At 44.9% G+C, this 3224-nt stretch carries 3 rRNA genes (1 of these 3 cut by a window edge); all 3 read right to left on the bottom strand.

What is annotated here, in order from left to right:
* Nucleotides 1-186, bottom strand: a 16S ribosomal RNA gene (locus tag AC1DP6_RS36330); the annotation flags it as partial.
* Between the two features lie 562 nt (nt 187-748).
* Nucleotides 749-860: ribosomal RNA gene (gene rrf / locus AC1DP6_RS36325) — 5S ribosomal RNA — on the bottom strand.
* A gap of 82 nt (nt 861-942) precedes the next feature.
* Nucleotides 943-3224 (bottom strand): 23S ribosomal RNA (locus AC1DP6_RS36320) (it continues 500 nt past the right edge of the window).

Here is a 3224-nt window from a genome sequence, read left to right as displayed (position 1 = left end):
CACATTCTTATGGGGTATTAATCCAAATTTCTCTGGGCTATTCCCCGCTTGAAGGAAGGTTGCGTACGTGTTCCGCACCCGTTTGCCGGTCGCCGCCCAGTATTGCTACCTGCGCTGCCCCTCGACTTGCATGTATTAGGCCTGCCGCTAGCGTTCATCCTGAGCCAGGATCAAACTCTCCATTGTAAAGAAGTTTTGATACTGACTAATTTCTCTCGAAATCAATCGGTGATCTATTAATTATGTTTAGCTGTACATTACCTGTTTGAAYCTAAGCATCACTACTTAGATTCGTGCTGTTGTTTCCATTCTTTCAAAGAACTTATGACTTGCTGATAGTTATTAACCATTAACATTTAGTCGTTGTTGATGTGTGAGATCCGATCTCTGTGGCTCTTTAGCCAGAACATCTTATTATTTTTAGAAGAACTTTTTTATATCGTTTGCGTTGGGGTTGCAAAGGTAGTGATCTTTTATTTAATCACCAAAACTTTTTTAAAGTTTTTTGCATCTTTAATTATCTTAGTATCAATGACTTGTCTATTGGGAAAGTGCTTTTAATACTTTGATAATCAAACCCTTATTTTGCAAAGAACATTAGATTTTTAAAGCGGATGGCAAAGATATCATCTTTATCATTCGCAAACAAAAGTATTTAATCCTATTTCAAATTGTTTTCAACTTTCGTTGAGTGTATTTCCGACAGATCTGAACTGATCCCCTTTCTTTAATGATAGAGACTTAATAAGTATGGCAGCTACCTACTCTCCCGCATTGTTGTGCAGTACCATCGGCCATGAGGGGCTTAACTTCTCTGTTCGGAATGGGAAGAGGTGAACACCCTCGGCAAAACCACCATAAGATCTTCTTTGCTTTACAGCAAACTAATAAGATAACATATCGGGAAAGTTGTATTCAAAATTCTTTAGCGYAATATTTAAAAAATTAAAGCTTACGGGCAATTAGTATTACTCGGCTGCGATRTTACTACCCTTACACCTGTAACCTATCAACGTCGTAGTCTCCGACGGCCCTTAAAAGTAAACTCATCTTGAAGCAGGTTTCACGCTTAGATGCTTTCAGCGTTTATCCTATCCATACATAGCTACTCTGCACTGCACCTGGCGGCACAACAGATACACCAGCGGTATGTACGACCCGGTCCTCTCGTACTAAGGTCATGTCCTCTCAATTTACTAACGATCACAACAGATAGGGACCGAACTGTCTTGCGACGTTCTGAACCCAGTTCACGTGCCACTTTAATCGGCGAACAGCCGAACCCTTGGGACCTTCTCCAGCCCCAGGATGTGACGAACCGACATCGAGGTGCCAAACCTCACCGTCGATATGAGCTCTTGGGTGAGATCAGCCTGTTATCCCCGGAGTACCTTTTATCCTTTGAGCGATGGCCCTTCCATACAGAACCACCGGATCACTTTAGCCTGCTTTCGCACCTGCTCGGCTTGTTTGCCTCACAGTCAAGCACCCTTATACTAATGCGCTCTTCGTACGATTACCAACCGTACTGAGGGTACCTTTGCGAGCCTCCGTTACCTTTTAGGAGGCGACCACCCCAGTCAAACTACCCACCAAACAATGTCTCCCCGTTAAGGGATTAGACTCTAAATAACAGAAGGTTGGTATTTCAACGATGACTCCACAACTCCTGGCGAAGCTGCTTCATAGTCTCCCAACTATCCTACACATCTGGCATTCAAAATCAATGTTAAGTTGTAGTGAAGGTTCACGGGGTCTTTCCGTCCCGTTGCGATTAACCGGCATCTTCACCGATACTACAATTTCACCGAGCTCGTGGTAGAGACAGTGTACAACTCATTAGACCATTCGTGCAGGTCGGAACTTACCCGACAAGGAATTTCGCTACCTTAGGACCGTTATAGTTACGGCCGCCGTTTACTGGGGCTTCAGTCAGAAGCTTTGGRTTACYCCGAACATCCTTCCTTAACCTTCCAGCACCGGGCAGGTATCAGGCTCTATACGTCATCTTTCGATTTTGCAGGGCCCTGTGTTTTTGTTAAACAGTTGGTTGTACCATTTTACTGAGGCCGCATTACTGCGGCACGCCTTATCCCGAAGTTACAGCGTCAATTTGCCTAGTTCCTTTACCACGGATCACTCGAGCGCCTGAGAATACTCATCTCGACTACCTGTGTCGGTTTACGGTACGGGCTGCTATAAACGAACCTTAGAAGTTTTTCTTGGAAGTCTGATTAGGGACACTATCARCGCGGCCGAAGCTTTGYTGTACTATCAGGCTTCAGCAAGTCTGGCGGATTTTCCTACCAAACCTATACCTACACCCTTTAACGCACTATTCCGTAAGTGCGCGGTCCTTTCACTACTCCGTTACTCCATCGAATTTATAGCAGGTACTGGAATATTCACCAGTTTGCCATCAGCTACACCTTTCGGCTTTGCCTAAGGACCCGACTAACCCTGATCCGATTAGCGTTGATCAGGAACCCTTAGTCTTACGGCGATAAGATTTTTCATCTTATTTATCGTTACTTATGCCTACATTTTCTTTTCTAAACGCTCCAGCATGTTTCGCAACACACCTTCGATGCAGTTTAGAATGCTCCCCTACCGTCTAGTACCATAAGTACTAGGCCTAAAGCTTCGGTTATACGTTTGATGCCCGATTATTTTCCGTGCCCAAACCCTCGACCAGTGAGCTGTTACGCACTCTTTAAATGAATGGCTGCTTCCAAGCCAACATCCTGGCTGTTTTAGGATTTGAACCGCGTTTGATCAACTTAACGTATCATTAGGGACCTTAGCTGTTAGTCTGGGTTATTTCCCTCTCGGCCATGGACCTTAGCGCCCACAGCCTCACTCCTGGAGATTATGTTATAGCATTCGGAGTTTATTAGGGTTTGGTAGGCGGTGAAGCCCCCTAGCCCAATTAGTAGCTCTACCTCTATAACACGTCTATATCCAAGGCTGTTCCTAAAAACATTTCGGGGAGAACGAGCTATCTCTCAGTTTGATTGGCCTTTCACCCCTATCCACAGGTCATCCCATAGCTTTTCAACGCTAATGAGTTCGGACCTCCAGTTAGTTTTACCTAACCTTCATCCTGCCCATGGATAGATCACAAAGTTTCGCGTCTACCCCCACTGACTRATTCGCTCTGTTAGAACTTGCTTTCGCTACGGCTCCGGTACTGAAGACCTTAACCTTGCCAGTGAGGAGTAACT

It is taken from the genome of Chitinophaga sp. 01L420 (assembly GCF_056399985.1).
The sequence above is the reverse complement of the archived record's forward strand: the minus strand, read 5'-3'. Positions and strand labels throughout refer to the sequence as shown.